General features: G+C 70.3%; 13 protein-coding genes. 2 read left to right on the forward strand and 11 right to left on the reverse strand.

The window, feature by feature from the left end; translation table 11 throughout:
• Positions 1 to 5: 5 nt before the first annotated feature.
• Positions 6 to 992 carry an aldo/keto reductase gene (locus H305_RS0104680; protein WP_028799394.1) on the reverse strand — a complete coding sequence of 329 codons (987 nt, stop codon included), beginning with the start codon at positions 990 to 992 and terminating at the stop codon, positions 6 to 8.
• A gap of 71 nt (positions 993 to 1063) precedes the next feature.
• On the reverse strand, positions 1064 to 1729 hold the full coding sequence (locus H305_RS0104685; RefSeq protein ID WP_028799395.1) for an NUDIX domain-containing protein: 666 nt from the start codon (positions 1727 to 1729) through the stop codon (positions 1064 to 1066).
• A 107-nt stretch (positions 1730 to 1836) separates the two neighbouring features.
• Here H305_RS0104685 and H305_RS0104690 point away from each other — a divergent pair, with 107 nt between their 5' ends.
• A complete protein-coding gene (locus tag H305_RS0104690; protein WP_028799396.1) occupies positions 1837 to 2190 on the forward strand; it encodes a hypothetical protein in 354 nt (117 codons plus the stop codon).
• A gap of 254 nt (positions 2191 to 2444) precedes the next feature.
• On the opposite strand, the gene H305_RS0104695 is transcribed toward H305_RS0104690, so the two are convergent.
• Both H305_RS0104695 and H305_RS0104705 read right to left on the reverse strand, forming a co-directional pair.
• Positions 2445 to 3317 carry a universal stress protein gene (locus H305_RS0104695; RefSeq protein WP_028799397.1) on the reverse strand — a complete coding sequence of 291 codons (873 nt, stop codon included), beginning with the start codon at positions 3315 to 3317 and terminating at the stop codon, positions 2445 to 2447.
• 392 nt (positions 3318 to 3709) lie between these two features.
• Positions 3710 to 4750: a LacI family DNA-binding transcriptional regulator gene (locus H305_RS0104705; protein ID WP_028799399.1), complete on the reverse strand. Its 1041-nt coding sequence runs from the start codon at positions 4748 to 4750 to the stop codon at positions 3710 to 3712.
• A 340-nt stretch (positions 4751 to 5090) separates the two neighbouring features.
• On the opposite strand from H305_RS0104705, the gene H305_RS0104710 reads away from it, so the two are divergent.
• Positions 5091 to 6890, forward strand: coding sequence for a hypothetical protein (locus H305_RS0104710; RefSeq protein WP_028799400.1), 1800 nt, complete (start codon positions 5091 to 5093; stop codon positions 6888 to 6890).
• 21 nt (positions 6891 to 6911) lie between these two features.
• On the opposite strand, the gene H305_RS44460 is transcribed toward H305_RS0104710, so the two are convergent.
• From H305_RS44460 to H305_RS0104745, 7 genes are all read right to left on the reverse strand, one after another.
• A complete protein-coding gene (locus tag H305_RS44460) occupies positions 6912 to 8201 on the reverse strand; it encodes an SGNH/GDSL hydrolase family protein (protein WP_037762460.1) in 1290 nt (429 codons plus the stop codon).
• Entirely contained in the window at positions 8198 to 10573 is a 2376-nt protein-coding gene (locus H305_RS0104720) for a glycosyl hydrolase family 95 catalytic domain-containing protein (RefSeq protein WP_028799401.1), read from the reverse strand. Before H305_RS0104720 ends, H305_RS44460 begins: the two co-directional genes overlap by 4 nt.
• A gap of 56 nt (positions 10574 to 10629) precedes the next feature.
• Positions 10630 to 12462, reverse strand: a complete 1833-nt coding sequence (locus H305_RS0104725; protein ID WP_028799402.1) for an alpha-galactosidase D — start codon at positions 12460 to 12462, stop codon at positions 10630 to 10632.
• 66 nt (positions 12463 to 12528) lie between these two features.
• Positions 12529 to 13434, reverse strand: coding sequence for a carbohydrate ABC transporter permease (locus H305_RS0104730; protein ID WP_037762550.1), 906 nt, complete (start codon positions 13432 to 13434; stop codon positions 12529 to 12531).
• Between the two features lie 8 nt (positions 13435 to 13442).
• Positions 13443 to 14378, reverse strand: coding sequence for a carbohydrate ABC transporter permease (locus H305_RS0104735; protein ID WP_028799404.1), 936 nt, complete (start codon positions 14376 to 14378; stop codon positions 13443 to 13445).
• Between the two features lie 26 nt (positions 14379 to 14404).
• Positions 14405 to 15718: an ABC transporter substrate-binding protein gene (locus H305_RS0104740; RefSeq protein ID WP_028799405.1), complete on the reverse strand. Its 1314-nt coding sequence runs from the start codon at positions 15716 to 15718 to the stop codon at positions 14405 to 14407.
• Between the two features lie 18 nt (positions 15719 to 15736).
• A complete protein-coding gene (locus H305_RS0104745; RefSeq protein ID WP_028799406.1) occupies positions 15737 to 16915 on the reverse strand; it encodes an ROK family transcriptional regulator in 1179 nt (392 codons plus the stop codon).
• Positions 16916 to 16953 lie beyond the last annotated feature (38 nt).

The raw sequence follows: 16953 nt of genomic DNA on the forward strand, positions 1-16953 counted from the left end.
CGGGCTCAGTGGGCGGCGTCCAGTCGCGCCCGCTGGTCCGGGGTCAGCTCCAGGTCCACCGCGGCCAGGTTCTCGTCCAGTTGTGCCACGGAGGAGACGCCGGCCAGCGGGACGATGGGCGGCTCGCCGCCGATCTGCCAGGCCAGGACCACCTGGTTGGGGCTGGCCCCCGTCTCCTCGGCGATCTCCCGCAGCACTGCGAGCCGCGCCGGGGTTCCCGGGTGGTCGTAGCCCGGCGGGAGCGGTTTGTCGTCCCGCACGTAGGCGCCGGTCAGCAGCGGCGAGTAGGCCACGAGGGTCAGGGCGGGCTCGGCGCGCAGATAGCTGAGCAGTTCACCCGTCGCCGCGCCGAGGCTCCCTTCCGGGAACAGATCGCTCGGCACGTCGCTCCGCGGCCGAAGGAGACTGTGGTGGTACTGCAGGACCTCGTATCCGGGAAGGCCCGCCGACGCGGCGAGCGCCCGGGCGCGTTCCACCCGCCACACGGCGTGGTTGCTCACCCCGAGCAGTCCGACGCCGCCTTCGGCGACGAGTTCACCGAACGCCTCCACCGTCTCGCGCGGGTCGACCGTGCGGTCCTCTATGTGTGCGTACAGCAGATCGATCCGCTCCACGCCGAGGCGCTCCCGGCTGCGCTCGGACGCCTCGCGGACGGTCTTGGCGGAGAGGCCCTCGGGATTGTCCACGTAGCCCGTGCCCGGGGCGAGCGGGCGTGCGCCGAGTTTGGTCGCGATGACGATCTCGTCGCCGATGCCGCGGCTGCGCCGCCAGCGGCCGAGCAGTGCCTCGCTGTGTCCGCCCTGGCTGTCGTCGGTCCAGAAGGCGTAGTTGTCCGATGTGTCGATGAAGTTCCCGCCGGCCTCGACATAGCGGTCGAGCACGGCGAAGGACGTCCTCTCGTCCGTCCGTGAGCCGAACAGCATCGCGCCGAGCGAGAGCACGCTCACCTCGCGGCGGGTTCCCGGGTCGGTGCCGATGGTGCGGTACCTCATGGTGTCCCTCCCGTCCGGACCCGAAGTCCTCGGGCCCGGAGGGGAGTCTGGAACTTGAAGAGCACTTCAAGTCAAGTCCTCTTGAACGGGCCTTCCAGGGCGGCCCATTGGAGCAGCATGATGGTCTTCGCGTCGGCGATCTCCCCAGTGCGGATCATCTCCAGGGCACGGGCGAAGGACAGTTCCACGATCTCGATGTCCTCGCCCTCCTCGTCCAGGCCGCCGCCCTCGTGCGTGCGCGTGGAGGGGCCGTACGAGGCGGCGTAGAAGCTCACCCGCTCGGTGACCGACCCGGGGCTCATGTAGACGTCGAAGACGTGGTGGACCTCGCCGACGGTGTGTCCGGTCTCCTCGACGACCTCACGGCGCACGGCGACCTCCGGGTGCTCGTCCTCCTCGTCGAGGAGCCCGCCCGGCGTCTCGACCAGCATGCCGTCGGGGTGTCCGTTGACGTACACGGGATAGCGGAACTGCCGGGTGAGCAGCACTGTTTCGCGGCTTGTGTCGTAGAGCAGGAGGGTGGCGCCGTTGCCGCGGTCGTGGGTCTCGCGCTCCTGGGTGCTCCACGTGCCGTCGGCGTGCCGGAAGTCGAACCTGGTGGTGCGCTCCACGTACCAGTGGCTGGACAGCAGGCGCACGTCGCGGACCTTGACGCGAGGGTTGCCGGTCAGATCGCGGCCGACGCGGTCGAGTCCGGTGCGGCCCCGGCGGTCCGGGGTGTCGATTCCTGCGGTCATCGCACGCGATCCGGGCGACGGCGGGAGAAGTCGTTCATGTGCCCTGTCTACCATCCCGGCACGAACATCGAGGCCACACCGGGGCTTCGCCCGTCTAGGCTCACGGCATGGAACAGACGGAGATCATCCTGCGCGCCATCGGCGTGCTCACCGAGACCAACGCGATGGTGCGCAGGATCGCCCAGGACGAGGAATCCGGGGTCGAGTCGGCCGAGACGCAACTGGGCGCCCTCGTCACGGAGGTGTTCCCCCGCGTCGAGGTGCCGGGCGACGCGGGGCCCGCGGAGGCCGGGCAGGCCGTCGCGGACGCCTATCTGCCGGCCGCCATCTCGCTCGTGGGCGCGTTCGCTTTCCTGTTCTCCGAACTCGCCGACGTCCACGACTCGGGGCGGACGGACGTCAAGACCGCCGATCTGCTGCAGGACCTCGCCCTGCGGATGTCCCGGGCGGGCGACGCGTAGGCACGCCGGCGGAGCGGAGTGAGCGCACCGGCGGTGCGGTACCCCGCGCCACGGCCGGCGCGGGGACGGCCGTCCCGGCGGATCCGGGGCGGCCGTCCCCGCGGACGTCAGGACCGAAGTCGGGGGCCTCGACCCTGTCGACGGCTCCCTGGAGCACCTCGCCCGTCCACGGCCAGGTCGGCGAGGGCACCAGAGGCCTCGGGCGACCCAGCGGCACGGCGTCCCCGGCCACCGGGACCCGCTCACGGCACCCCTCAGGCGTGGGGCACGACCGCCACCGGGCAGTCCGCGTGGTGCATCACCGCGTGGGCCACGGAACCGATCCGCGACCCGACCGCCGAGCGGTGGGCGCGCCGCCCGACGACCATCAGCTGGGCCTGCCCCGCCAGCGACAGCAGCACCTGTCCGCCGCTGCCCAGCTCGACGTGCTGGGTGACGGGCACACCGGGGAACCGCTCCCGCCACGGCTGGAGCGCCTCCGCGAGCGCCTCCCGCTCGTACGGCTCCAGGCCTCCGGCCTCGTCCAGCATCTTCAGCGAGCCGGGGCTGTAGGCGAACACGGGCGGCAGACTCCACGCCCTGACGGCACGCACGGCGGCGCCGCGCGCGGCGGCGGTCTCGAAGGCGAACCCCAGCGCCGCGGCGCTGTCCTCCCGTCCGCCCTGCTGCCCCACGACGATCTCGCGGCCGGCCGCCTCGGCCGGGGCGTGGTCGTCGGCGCGGACCAGGACGACCGGGCAGGGGGCTTCGGCGATCACCTGCTGCCCGACGGAACCGAGCAGGAAGCCGACGATCGTGCCGTATCCGCGTGATCCGAGGACCAGGGCCCGCGTCGCGGCCGCCTCCGCCAGCAGCAGTTCGACGGCGGCGCCCTCCAGGACCTCGGCGGTCACCTCCAGACCGGAGTGCCGGTCGGTGAGGGAACTCGCCGCCTCCTGCACCATGTCCCGTGCCCAGCGTGCGTGGTCGTGACGGTCGCCGCCGCCGATCACGTCGTGGGGCGCCCAGTGCCAGACGTGGACCAGCCGCAGCGGCAGCCCTCGGCGGACGGCCTCCCGGCCCGCCCAGGCCAGCGCGGCCCGGCTCTCGGACGATCCGTCCACGCCCACGGTGATCCGGTCGGTCATGCGCCTGCCTCTCCCTCGCCGGCCCACCCGCTCGCCGGTCCCGCACTCGTCCTGACGGTCCAGTGTCCGTCACCGTCGGCGGGGTCCGGCACGGGGACACGGTCGGGCCCGTCCTGCCCCAGGGCCCGTCCGACAGCGGCCGCCTGCCCGGCGACGCCGGGAACTGCCGGGCAGACCTCGTGGATCAACCAGGCCGAACGATGGTTCGCCGAACTGGAACGGCGCTGCCTGGAGCGCGGAGCGTTCTGCTCCCTCGACGGCCTCAGGGCCGCGCTCCAGGACTGGATCAAGGTCTGGAACGACCGGGCCAGGCTCTTCAAGTGGCCCAGGACTGCCGACCAGATCCTCGCACCCATCTGCCGCTACTGCTCACGCGTCTGCGAGCCGGCTCACTAGGCGGACGCGCGCACCACGAGCTCCGGATCGAAGATCACGGAGGTGGGCTCGGTGCGTGCGCCCTGGATGTGCTCGGTGAGGAGCCCTGCCATCACCGAGGCCATCTCCTCGACCGGCTGGCGCACGGTGGTCAGCGGCGGGCGGCAGGCCACCGCCGCGGCGGAGTCGTCGAAACCGACGACCGCGACGTCGGCCGGCACGCTTCGACCGCGCTCCCTGAGTATCTGGCACACGCCCTGGGCCATCAGGTCGTTGGCCGCGAACACGCCGTCCACGTCGGGGTGTTCGGCGAGCAGGCCGGACATCGCGGCCATGCCGCTGTCGAGTGTGAACCCGCCCTCCGCGACAGGGACGTACGGATGGCCGCGGCGCGCCATCGTGTCGCGGAATCCGGCGAGCCGCTCCTGGCTCGCCGACACGCCCAGCGGTCCGGTGACCGTGACGATCTTCCGGCATCCCCGGTCCAGCAGATGCTCGGCGGCCATGCGGGCGCCGTCCCGGTGGGCCAGGTCGACATAGCTGAGCGGCACCGGCCGGGACGGACGGGCGAAGAGTACCGTGGGCACCCCGGCGTCGGCGAGCAGTGCGGGCAGCGGGTCGTCGGCGTGTGTGGAGACGACGAGGGCGCCGTCCGCGCCGCCCTGCCGGAGGTCGTTCAGGGCCTGCTGCCGGGTGCGCGCGGAGTCGGCGAACATGAGCAGCGGGTGCATCGAGCGGGGCCGCAGGTGTGCCACCACTCCGGTGACGACGCGGCCGAAGAACGGGTCGGCGAACACCTGTGCCGTGAACGCGTTCTCCTCCTCGTCGGCCACGTCGCCCGCGCCGGACACGATGAGGGCGACCGTCTCGGTCCGGCGGGTGACCAGTGACCGGGCAGCCCGGTTGGGTGCGTATCCCGTGCGCTCGATGGCCTGCCGGACCACGTCCTGGAGCGCGGGATCCACGCTGCGGACGCCGTTGATGACCCGGGACACGGTGGCACGCGAGACGCCGGCCTCCCGCGCGACGTCCTCCAGCGTGGGTGCCTGTCTGCTCATGCCCGCACCCTAACGGCCCAGCCCCGCGGGGGTATAGAGCGCTCTCCTGAAGGCCCGTTCCCCGGCCGGGAATGCACTCAAGAAGCCGCTGCGACGATCCAACCACCTTCTTGAGAGCACCTCTTGAACACATTCGCCGTCCACACGGGTGATCCGGTCGAGCACATTTGTCAGTGAACTACTGCAAAACACAACAGAGTTGACGGTTGAAAGGACATCAATCCGTGGGACTGCTGCGACAACTCTTGACGCTGTGTTCACACGGATGAAGCATGCATCGGCAAGAGAGCGCTCCCCGCACCTTCCATCGTTCACTTCCTGAACCAGGAGAGTCGCCCCCATGCCCCGAATCCCCACAGATGGTCCCGACTCCGGCCGGCCCGCGCCGGCCCGACGGGCCGTTCTCGGAGCCATGGCCGCCACCGCCGCGGCCCCGGCACTGCTCGCTCTGTCGTCACCGGCGTCCGCCACCCCCGCCAAGAAGCCGCCGGCCCTTCCGGGCGGCGGCGATCTCGGCCCGAACGTCCTCGTCTTCGACCCGTCGACTCCGAACATCCAGGACAGGCTGGACGAGGTCTTCCGTCAGCAGGAGTCCGCACAGTTCGGCACGGGCCGCTACGCGCTGCTGTTCAAGCCGGGTACGTACAACGGGCTCAACGCCCAGCTCGGCTTCTACACCTCGATCGCCGGTCTCGGCCTGTCGCCGGACGACACCACGATCAACGGCGACGTGACGGTCGACGCCGGCTGGTTCAACGGCAACGCCACACAGAACTTCTGGCGTTCGGCCGAGAACCTCGCGCTGGTCCCGGTCGACGGCACCAACCGCTGGGCGGTCGCGCAGGCGGCGCCCTTCCGCCGCATGCATGTACGCGGCGGCCTCAACCTCGCCCCGAACGGATACGGCTGGGCCAGCGGCGGCTACATCGCCGACAGCCGCATCGACGGCCAGGTGGGTCCGTACTCGCAGCAGCAGTGGTTCACCCGCGACAGCTCGGTGGGCGGCTGGGTCAACGCCGTCTGGAACATGGTCTTCTCGGGCGTCCAGGGTGCTCCCGCGCAGTCCTTCCCCAACCCGCCGTACACCACCCTCGACACCACTCCGGTGTCCCGGGAGAAGCCGTTCCTGTACCTCAACGGCAGCGAGTACCGCGTCTTCCTGCCGGAGAAGCGCACCAACGCGCGCGGCACCACCTGGGGCAGCGGCACCCCGCGCGGTTCGTCGCTGCCGCTCAGCCGGTTCTACGTGGCCAAGCCCGGTGTCACGGCCGCCACCCTGAACGCGGCACTCGCCCAGGGCCTGCACCTGCTGCTCACGCCGGGGATCTACCACCTCGACCGGCCGATCGAGATCAACCGCGCCAACACCGTGGTGCTGGGCCTCGGCTACGCCACCCTGATCCCCGACAACGGCGTCACCGCGATGAAGACGGCCGACGTGAACGGCGTGCGGCTCGCCGGGTTCCTCATCGACGCCGGTCCCGTCAACTCCGCCACCCTGCTGGAGGTCGGGCCCGCCGGCGCCTCGGCGAACCACTCGGCGAACCCGACCACCGTGCAGGACGTCTTCGTGCGCATCGGCGGTGCCGGCCCCGGCAAGGCGACGACCAGCATGGTCATCAACAGCCGCCACACCATCGTCGACCACACATGGATCTGGCGCGCCGACCACGGCACCGGCGTCGGCTGGGAGACCAACCGCGCCGACTACGGGATCCGTGTCAACGGCGACGACGTGCTGGCCACCGGCCTCTTCGTCGAGCACTTCAACAAGTACGACGTCCAGTGGTACGGCCAGCGGGGCCGGACCATCTTCTTCCAGAACGAGAAGGCGTACGACGCGCCGGACCAGGCCGCCATCCAGAACGGCTCGGTCAAGGGATACGCGGCCTACAAGGTCGCCGACTCCGTGACCACGCACGAGGGATGGGGCCTGGGCAGCTACTGCTACTACAACGTCGATCCGACGATCGTGCAGCACCACGGGTTCGCGGCACCGAACGTGCCGGGCGTGAAGTTCCACGACCTCCTGGTGGTCTCGCTCGGCGGCAACGGACAGTACGAGCGCGTCGTCAACGACACGGGATCGCCGACCTCGGGCACCTCCACCGTGCCGTCCACGGTGGTGTCGTACCCCTGACCGCATGCCGGAGGGCCGGCCTCAGCACGAGGCCAGGCTCCCGAGCTCGACCGCGTCGGCCATCGCCTGCATCCCCTTGTCATTGGGGTGCAGGTGATCGCCGCCGTCGAAGAACGGCAGGACGCGTTCGTGGTCGTAGGGGCTGCGCAGCGTCCGGTCGAAGTCGGTGACGGCGTCGAACAGGCCGCCGTCCCGGATGAACGCGTTGACCTCGACGCGCACGGCCTCCGCCGCCGCGTCCCATTCGGACCAGCCCTTGAAGGGCGCGATGGTGGCCCCGACGACGCACTTACCAGCCGCGTGTGCCCGATCCACGATCTTCCGGTAGCCGTCGATCATGTCCTGGGCGGTGACACCGGAATGGGACTTGATGTCGTTGACGCCCTCGAAGAGGAAGACCGTGCGGACTCCCGGGTGGGACAGCACGTCGCGTTGCAGTCGGTTGAGCGCGCTCTGTCCGGCACCGTCCGCGAGGACCTTGTTCCCGGAGATCCCCTCGTTGGCGACACCCCGGACGATGCCGCCCGCCTGCTGGAGGCGACGGGCGAGGTAGTCGGGCCAGCGGCGGTTCAGGTCGCTGCTCGACTGCCAGCCGTCGGTGATGGAGTCGCCGAGCGTGACCACGGCGGAGGTGTCTCCGGCCGCCCGGACGGTGACGGCGTCGAGGTAGAACCAGGAGCCGGTCCGTTCGGTCCAGTTGGCGGCGCCCTCCTCCGCCGTGTGGTCGCCGGGGGCCGCGTACGAGGTCTGCATGGCCATCCCGTGCCCGGTCGCGGTGCCCTCGGCGCGGGCCGTGTGCAGGCTGACGACCAGGTCGGTCGCGGCGGGCAGGCGGCCCGGCAGCGGGTCGCTGTACGCGGTGGCTCCGGCGGGCACGGTGACGGAGACAGCGCCGCCGAAGGTCAGGCGCCGGTTGCTGCCGTGCACGAGTTCCGCGCCGGCGCTCTGCCGGCCCGCGTACACGCTGTCGAAGGTCACGGGCCCGTCGCCGAACGCGTTGGAGAGCCGGATCCGGGCCTGGTCCCCGCCGGCGCTCGTGTGCACGACGAGCCGGTAGCTGTGGTCGGCGACCGCGCCGCCCACGCGGTCGGCACTGGCGCCCCAGGTGATGACGTCATCGCGTGCGGCGCGGGCCTGGGTCGAGGATGTCCGGGCCGGGGCGGAGAGTGTCCGGGCGGCGGACGGCTGGGGGGTGGGTTTCTGGGCGGTGTGTCCCTGGACGGTGGTCGCGCACGCCGGTCCGCCGAGGACGGTGACGAGCAGGGCGACGACGGTGACGGCCGTCCGGCGCGCTCCCGTGCGCGCCCTCATCGGTCGAACCCGCGGAGGGTGACGGACGCCCCGGGCGCCACGGTGACCTGCCGTGAGGTGCTGCCGTACGCCACGGTCGTCGTCCGGCCGCCGACACTGTGGATCCGTACCTCGGTCGGTGTGCCGGCGCGCCAGTTCAGGTCGACGACGAAGCCGCCGCGTACGCCGACTCCGGTGACCGAGCCCGACGTCGCCCAGGCGTCGGGCAGCGCCGGCAGGAGTTCGAGGTGGCCGGGGCGCGAGTGGACGAGCATCTCGATCATCGCGGCGGGGGTGCCGAAGTTGGCGTCGATCTGGAAGATGCCGCGGCCCTTGTCGACCTCGTAGATGTCGAAGAGGTTGGGTGCCGTTCCGTTGCTGCCGTCCGTCGAGGGGCGGAGGTTGTTCACGACGAGCCGGTACGCCTTGTCGGCGTTCTTCAGACGGGCCCAGCACAGGGCACGCCAGGCGTTCGCCCAGCCGAAGCTCTCGGTACCGCGGGCGGTGAGCAGGGCGGTGGCGCCGTCCACGACGGTCTTGGGCGTGGAGTCGTCCGGCCGGATGCGGTCCCCGGGGAAGAGCCCCACGAGGGGGGACAGATGTCGGTGGGTGGTCTCGCCGAGGTTGTCGGGTGACATCCACTCCTCCAGCCAGCCGGTCCGGTCACTCACGCGGGGAAGGTACAGCCGCTCGCGCAGGGAGTCGATCGTCTCGGCATACGCCTTGTCCTTGCCCAACTCCTCCGTCGCGGCAAGGTAGTTGCCGAAGAGAGCCCACACCAGTTCCTGAGCGTAGGTGATGCCCTTGGCGTCGAGCGGGCCGTGTTCGGGCGACCAGTCGCTGTCGGCCACGAGCACCTCCTCGCCGGTGTCCGGCAGGGTGGTGGTCAGCAGCCGCGCCTCCCAGAACTCGCAGGCGCCCTTGAGCATCGGATAGATCTTCGCGAGATGGGCGCGGGAGCGCGTGTACTCGTAGTGCTCCCACAGGCTGTTGCAGAGCCAGGCGTTGCCCGCCGGGTGCCACCACCAGCCCATGCCTCCGTGGATGTTGGTGGAGATGGCGACCGTCCAGCCGGCGATCCGTCCGGTCGAGTTGCGGTAGCGGTTGCGCGGGTCGTTGAAGAGGCGGTGGGTGAGGTCCGTCCACGAGGGCAGCTGGGCGATGCAGTAGTCGGTGAGCGCGTCGAAGCAGCCCGACAGTCCGGCGCGGTCGGCCATCCAGTAGTTCATCTGGAGGTTGATGTCGGTGTGGTAGTCGCCCATCCAGTCGGGGTCGTTGCCGTCCAGCCACAGACCCTGGAGGTTCATCGGCAGACTGCCCCGGGAGCCGGAGATCATCAGATACCGGCCGAACTGCAGGTAGGCGGCCTCCAGTTCGGGGTCGGGGACATCGTCCCTGGCACGGGCCTGGAGGCGTTCCCAGGTGTCGAGGGCGCGTTGCTCGGCGGAGGACGTGCCGAGCGAGAGGTCCTGCTGTGCGAACAGGGCCCGGTAGTCGGCGACATGGGTGCGCAGCAGGGTGGCGGCGCTGTGTGCGGCGGCGTCGCCGACCTTGGCGCGGGCGAGCCGCTCCGGGTCGAGGGACGGGTCGCGGTAGTGGGTGGCGGCGTCGGGCCGGTAGTTCGTGCCTCCGCTCACCACCACCGTGAGGCTCCTGCAGTCGGTGAAGGTGATCCGCGGGCCGTCGACGGTGACCTTGCCGCCGCTGCCGTACGCCTTCACCGCGGCTCCGTAGCGCAGACCGCCGGGGAGCGCGCCGCCGAAGGACAGGCCCTTCACGTTCTCGCCGTGTGTGCCGTCCAGGGTGACGGTCCCGCTGTAACTGCCGCCGCCGCTCTGGTCGAAGTGCAGGACGATCGCGTCGTCGGGTCGGCTGGCGAACATGCTGCGCCGGTACTCCGTGCCCGAGCGCCGGTACATGGTGGTGACGAGGCCCTGCGTGAGATCGAGGGCGCGCCGGTAGTCGTTCACCGCGGACAGGTCGTGGTCGGGGATGTCGACGGTGAGACGGGCGAGGAGGGTGAAGGATCCGAAGTCGTCGCGGGAGTAGGGGAACTGGCCGTCGGAGTCGAGGGTGCCGTTGAGTCCGCCGGTCCACAGGGTGGCGTCGGTGATCAGGAGGAGTTCCCGGCCCGGGTCGTTGCCCGCCAGGGCGCCCAGCCGGCCGTTGCCGAGGGGCAGGCCCTGCCGGATCATCGAGTGCTCGTCCGCGGGCGCTCGCCACCACAGTTCGTGATGCGGGCCGGCGGTCGGGCCGGGTGCCGTGGTGGGGCGCCGGGGTGCGGCGGAGGCGGTGAAGGCGGGCAGGGGACCGAGGACGGTGGCGGCTCCGGCCACGGCGGCGAGGGAGAGCAGGCGGCGTCTGCTGGGGTGGCTTCCGAATGCGGTGTCCATGCGTGTCTCCGGGGCAGGGCGGGGCCCCGGCGGTCAGGTGCCGGGGCCCCGCGGGATCAGGAGGACTGAGGTACGTCGATCCGGTCGATGTCGGGCGCGTAGCCCGAACCGCTGTCGAAGGTGATCGTGTTGCTGCCCGCCTTGAGCGCGACGGGCACGCTCACGCTCTCGACGCTCCCCCAGTCGCCCGTGGACGGGAACTTGTGCGAGGTGGCGTTGTTGCCGTTCGCCGAGATGTCGGCGGAGCGGGCGTCACCGCTGACGTAGGCGACCTTGATCAGGTAGGTGCCCGCCTTGTCCACGGTCACGTCGTTGAAGCGGAGGCTGCCGCCGAGGTAGAGATTGCCGACCTTGTGGTCGCCGGAGCATGCGGAGCAGTCGGCCACGGAGGCGTTGCCGGCGAGGGTGTTGGCCGTGGCCTCGGCCTCGTACGCCGTGGTCTTGAGGGCGCCGCCGCGCGGGGTGACGGTGAACAGGCGCGAGCCGTGGGCGGGCAGGGCCTGGGCCACCTTGTCCTTGTAGGTGCCCAGGTTCTCGTGATTCCACAGGTCGCGGACCGCGGCCTTGCCGGTGAGGCCGAGCGACGCCCAGTGGGCGGTGACGGCGGCGGGCTCGTCGGCGAGATTGAAGAGGGCGACCGTGTAGCTGCCGTCGGCGTTCTTCGCGGCCCACACCTGCTGCGCGTCGGAGGGCGTGACCGGTCGGGCGGGCGGGGTGCTGCCCTGGTTGACGGCGATGACCTCGCGGTTGGTCAGCAGGGAGACACCGTAGGCGTCCAGGCGGGTGAGGTCGTCGCCGGTGTAGAGCGGGGACTTGGCGATGGCCCAAAGAGTCGCGTAGCTCTGGCGCTCCGCCTTGGTGAGGCCGTCCATGGCGCCGTTGCCGACGTCCAGGGAGTCGAGGTCGTTCCAGCCGCCGGGTCCGGCGTGCCGGGTCCAGCCGGGGGTGTCGTCCCAGCGGTCGTCGACGGAGTTCTCCCAGCTGACGAGCGTGTTGCAGTAGCACTCGACGTCGGTGTCGACGCGCCAGCCGTTGGAGTACTTCTTCCAGTCGGCGGCGTGTCCGATGTCGAGCGACCAGGACACCTCCAGGTGGACGGGGCGTCCGGCGGCGGCGATGGCCTTCTGCCAGGCGGCGACGTCGGCAACGTTGTCGTACTGGTCGCCGCTCTTGCCGGATCCCGGTCCGACGCCGTCCAGTTTGAGGAAGTCGTAGCCCCAGTCGGCCAGCAGCCGGGCCTGGGAGTCGACGTACTTCTGGGTGCACGGCTTGGAGAAGTCGAGTTTGTAGGCGCTGTCCCAGCCGTTGGTGGTGCGCAGGTCGCCGTAGACGATGTCGCCGGTGGTGCAGCCCTCGGCGTCGTGGATGGGCGACTTGCCGTCGTTGTAGGCCTCCTTCTCCAGGCCGACCGGCAGGTAGATGCCGGCCTTGAGGCCCTTGGCGTGGATGCGGTCGGCGACGGACTTCATGCCGTTCGGGAAGCGGCGGGGGTCGGCCTTCTGGCGGGCGTACTGGTCGAACTCGGGCTTCCAGGACAGGTCGCGCCACCAGCCGGCGTCGATGTTGACGTACTCGTAGCCGTACGGCTTGAGCTTGGCGGCCAGGGCGTCCGTCTGCTTCAGGACGTTCGCCTCGGTGAGGTAGCTGTAGTCGCCGTCGGGGTTGAGGCCCGGGTACTTGGACGACTGCATGCTCCAGCTCGACCAGCCCATGTACGGCTTGGCGGCCAGGGCCGGGGCGTCGGCCGTGGACGCGGCGCCGGGGGGCGCCGGCGCCGTGACCGGCCCGGCGTGCGCCTGGGCCGGGACGGCCGTGGCGACGCCCGCGGTGAGGGCGAGAACGGCCATGGTTCTCAGGACGGGCATGACGGGGTACGAGGATGACCGCATGGGTCGGACCTCCTGGGACGGTGTCAGCGGGGCGGGGACGCGATGGGACTTCGGCGTCGTGGCGGCTCAGCCCTTGCCCGAGCCGATGGTGAGTCCGCTGATGAACTGGCGCTGGAGCGCGAAGTACACCAGCAGCGTGGGGATCGCGGTCATCAGCGCACCGGCCGCGATCAGATTGGGGTTGGTGAAGTACTGGCCCTGGAGGTTGGCCAGGGCCGAGGTGATGGGCCGCTTGTCGCCGGTCTCGACGAGGGCGAGCGGCCAGAAGAAGTCGTTGTAGATCCAGATCGATTCGAGGGTGGCGAGGGCCGCGAACGCGGGGCGGCACAGCGGCAGGATGATCTGGAAGAACTGCCGCCAGACGGGCGCACCGTCGACGAGTGCCGCCTCGGAGATCTCCTTGGGGATCGTCTTCATGTAGTTGCTGAGGACGAAGGTGCAGAACCCCGACTGATACGCGATGTGGATGGCGATGATGCCCCAGGCGGAGTTGTACAGCAGGAGCGAGTCACTCATCCACTCCGGCAGCGGGATGAGGAGGTAGAGGCGGTACAGGGGGGTGATGAGGACCTGCGCCGGGAGGAGGTTGCCCGCTGTGAAGAGCATCAGCAGGACGATGTTCCAGCGGAAGTCGAAGCGGGAGACGAAGAAGGCGACGGCTGCCGAGAAGAGCAGGGTGCCGAGGACCGACGGGACGGTGATGAGGACGGAGTTCCAGAAGAAGTGCGGCATGCCGGACTGGTTCCAGGCGTCCGTGAAGTTGCCGAGGCCGAGGCTGTGCGGCCAGGAGAGGTAACCGTGCCTGGCCGTGTCGGAGTAGGGGCGCAGCGAGGTGTACACGGCCCACAGCAGCGGGACGAGCCAGAGCAGCGCGATGCCGCCGAGCAGCAGGTGACGCCCTGTCTGCCGCCTGGGCCTGCCGGGTGCCGGCCGTGTCCGGGGTTCCCGCACGTCGGAGGCGGGCCGGGTCATGGTCGTGGTCACTGGTCCTCCTTGCGGAACGTCTGGACGAGGAAGGTCCCGATGGCGGCGAGGGAGACCAGGAGCAGGACGACCGCGAGGGCGGAGCCGTAGCCGATGTGGCTGGACTCGCCGATGATGTTGTCGGTGATGAGGAGGGACAGCAGCTCCATGCCGGGTTTGCTGCCGACGCCGCCACCGAGGACGTACACGATGTCGAAGGCCCGCAGGGACTCCATGACCGTGACGACCAGGATGATGACGTTGACGGGCTTCAGCGCCGGGAAGACCACGCGCAGGAACGTCTGCCGGCCGTTGGCGCCGTCGAGCGCGGCGGCCTCCTTGAGTGCCGGGTCGAAGCCTTTCAGTCCGGCCAGGTAGAGGATCATGATGTAGCCGGTGTGCCGCCAGCCGGAGGCGACGAGCACGGCCCACAGGTTGAGGTCAGGGTTGCCGAGCCAGTCGATGTGGTGGCCCGGTCCGGCGGCGTTCAGGATGCCGTTGAGAAGTCCGGTGTCCGGGTTGTAGATGATCTCCCAGATGAAACCGACGACGGCCAGGGACAGCACCATCGGCAGGAAGATCGCGGTCTGGTAGATCCGGGTGAAGCGGATTTTCCGGTCGAGTTGGTAGGCGAGGAAGATGCCGAACGGCGTGGGCAGCAGCGCGGTGAACAGCAGCCAGATGACGTTGTGCCGGACCGCCGGCCAGAAGGGCGGGTAATTGCCGAAGATCTGCTGGTAGTTGTCGAGGCCGATCCAGTGGATGTCGGCCAGGTCGATGCCGTCCCAGGTGGTGAAGGACAGTCCCAGGGAGGCCAGTGCAGGCAGCCAGACGAAGAAGAGCAGCGCGGCCAGCGGGATGCCGATGACGACCGCGAGGAAGACCCGGTCACCGGGGGTGAGACGGCGGGCGCGGGAGCGGGAGCGCTTGGGTGCGAGGGGGGCGGAGGACACGGTGGGTGCGGCCTTTCCGGTCCTGGTCAGCCGGTGAAGAAGCGGGAGCGCTGGGACTCGATCTTCTTCAGCGTTCCGGCGCCGTCGTCCGGGTGGCCGAGCCACTCGGTCAGGCCGGGCAGGACGACGGTGGAGACGAAGCCGGGATCGCTGTCGCGGTCGGCGAACTGGCTGATGTGCCTGGCGGAGGCGATGAGCTGGGCGGACTTCTTCTGCAGCGCGTTGTACGAGCCGGTGTCGGCCTGGGTGTTGACGGCGAGGTTGCTGGGGTCGACGCCCATGTACAGTTCCTCGGCCCCGGCGCCGCCGAGGAACTCCAGGAACTTCCGGGCACCGTCGTCGTTCTTGGGCCGGCGGCTGAGCATGAAGCCGTCGGTGGGGGCTTCCACCGCGTCCTGGCCGTGGGCGGCGTCGATCTCGGGGAAGGGGAAGAAGTCGATGTCGGCGCGGATCTTCTCGTCGGTGACCTGCTGCCCGAGGAACAGGCCGATGACGGCCATGCCGGACTTCTTGTCGAGGAGCGACTGGGCCGCGTCCTGCCAGGAGCGCCCGCCGGCGCTCTGCTGGTAGTACGGGGTGAGTTCGCGCCACAGATCGAGGACGGCCACCGCACGCTTGTCGGTCCAGGAGACCTCGCCGCGCATCAGTGCCATGTGGAAGTCGTAGCCGTTGGCCCGCAGGTCGAGGTAGTCGAAGGCGCCGAGGATGCTCCAGCTGTCCCCGCCACCGTAGCCGGAGGCGACGGGCGCGAGGCCGTCCTTCTTCATCCGCTTGGCGAGCGCGATGAACTCGCCCCACTTGGTGGGTACTTGGTAGCCGCGCTCGGCGAACAGGCTCTTGCGGTAGAAGACGGCCCACGGGTAGTTGTACAGCGGAACGAAGTAGTACTTGCCGTCCTCGCCCCGGGACAGCTGCTTGGTGGCGTCACTGAAGTTGGCGCCTATCGAGTCCCAGACGTCGTCGATGGGGCTGCAGAGCTTCTTCTTCGCGAAGTACTGCATGCGGTAGCCGGCGAACCAGGTGAAGACGTCGTCCGGGGTGCCCTGGAGGTAGGTGGAGATGCTCTTCTGGAAGGTGTCGTGGTCGACGGTGTTCGTCTTCACCTTCAGTCCGCTGTCCCGGGCGAACGCCTTGGTGACGGCGGCGTAGGCCGACTTGGGGGTGGCGTCGGCGCCGTTGGACCCGAAGGTGACCGTCTTCGGGTCGGCCCCCGCTCCCCCGCCGCAGGCGCTCAGCAGGGGTGCGCCCAGGGCGGCGGCGCCGAGTCCGAACAGCCCACCGACCACATTGCGCCGGCCTGGGCCGCGCGCAGCCAGGTGAGGGCGGCTCTGCTGCGTCATCGTTACTCCTCGTGCGTGCTAGTGCGTGTCTGATCTGATGAAGGACTGGATCGCGGTGGCGGCGGCCCCGCGCGCCCACTCCTCGAACGGCAGCGGGCGGGTCTGGACGTCGCACCGCGCGGCCGAGCCGAAGGCTGCCGCGGCGAACGCGTCACGGATCTGTCCGGCGAACAGGTCGTAGGCGGCCAGACCCTCGCCGGAGATGATCACCCGCTCGGGACCGAGCAGGTTGGCCACGGTCGCCAGGGCCCGGCCGATCGCCTCGCCCGCCCGTGCGTACACCTCACGGGCGCCGGGGTCGCCCGAGTGGGCCAGGTCCAGTGCCGCGGCGGCGTCGGCCACCTCGACGCCGGTCGCCTCCCGGACCTGCGCGACGATCGCCGAGTCCGCGGCGATCGCCTCGACACAGCCGCGGTTTCCGCAGTGGCAGAGGGGGCCTGCCGGGTCGATGGCGACATGCCCGATCTCGCCGGCCACGCCGTGCGCGCCGGACACGACCCGGCCGTGCACCACGAGTCCGCAGCCGATGCCGGCGCCGACGGTGACCAGCGCGAAGTCGGACAGCCCCACTCCGGCGCCGAACCACTGCTCGGCGACGGTCAGCGCCCGGACGTCGTTGTCGACGGTGACGGGAAGTCCCGTGGTCATCCCGGCGAGTTCGGCGAGCGGCACGTCACGCCAGTCCAGGAAGGGCGAGTAGCGCACCACTCCGGCCGCGCGGTCCACGTCGCCTGAGACCGCGATGCCGAGTCCCTGGACCCGGACTCCGAAGCCGTCGGCCTCGGTGAGCAGTTCCTGGACGAGTGCCGCCGTCGAGGCCAGCACGGCCTTGGGGTCCCGGCTGCGCAGGGGCAGGTGACGGGCGACCCTGATGCGGCAGCACAAGTCGGTGAGCACGGCGATGAGTTCGTCGCCCGTGACCTTGACGCCGATGAACAGCGCCCGTCCCCCGTCCACACGCACCGGGTTGGCGGGACGCCCGAGTGAGGACTGCCGGGCGTCCTCGTCCACGTCCTCGACGAGATAGCCGGCCTCGATGAGGGGCTTGACCGCCTTGGTGACCGCGGCCGCCGACAGACGGGTCCGCCCGGCTATCTCCGACCGGGTGAGCGGGCCGTGGGACAGCACGGTGGTGAAGATCTGGGAGGCGGCGGGGGTGTGGGCCAAGAACGCCTCGGTGGGAGAGGTCGAACGCATGGCCCGGAACCTAGGTCCCTTATTTTCTGCTGTCAATG

The organism is Streptomyces sp. 142MFCol3.1, assembly GCF_000424945.1.
Classification (GTDB): Bacteria; Actinomycetota; Actinomycetes; order Streptomycetales; family Streptomycetaceae; genus Streptomyces; species Streptomyces siamensis.